The organism is Marinifilum breve, assembly GCF_003202155.1.
GTDB lineage: Bacteria > Bacteroidota > Bacteroidia > Bacteroidales > Marinifilaceae > Marinifilum > Marinifilum breve.
The window spans coordinates 1-398 of record NZ_QFLI01000166.1; the positions used below are offsets into that span (position 1 = coordinate 1).

Consider the following 398-nt stretch of genomic DNA (forward strand, 5'->3'; position numbering starts at 1 on the left):
GGTGAGCAATGGTTTCAACCATGTACCGGATGTGTTCTGCCATGCGCTCCTGAAACTCAACATCGTCATCAAACGCACGGGTAATGGATTTTTTGCTGGCCCCGTGGCGTTGCAAATGATCGATGCATAGCGATTCAAACAGGTGCTGGGGCAGGCCTTTTTCCATGTCGTCTGCCAGTTCTGCCTCTTTCTCTTCACGGGCGAGCTGCTGGTAGTGACGCGCCCAGCTCTGAGCCTCAAGACGATCCTGAATGTAATAAGCGTTCATGGCTGAACTCCTGAAATAGCTGTGAAAATATCGCCCGCGAAATGCCGGGCTGATTAGGAAAACAGGAAAGGGGGTTAGTGAATGCTTTTGCTTGATCTCAGTTTCAGTATTAATATCCATTTTTTATAAG

The 398-nt window shown here is 48.5% G+C and carries 1 protein-coding gene; it reads right to left on the reverse strand.

Annotated features, from left to right (window positions below; translation table 11 throughout):
- Positions 1-388, reverse strand: a 388-nt coding sequence (locus DF185_RS23325) for a host-nuclease inhibitor Gam family protein (protein ID WP_110364092.1), incomplete at its 3' end; no start/stop codon positions are given.
- Positions 389-398 lie beyond the last annotated feature (10 nt).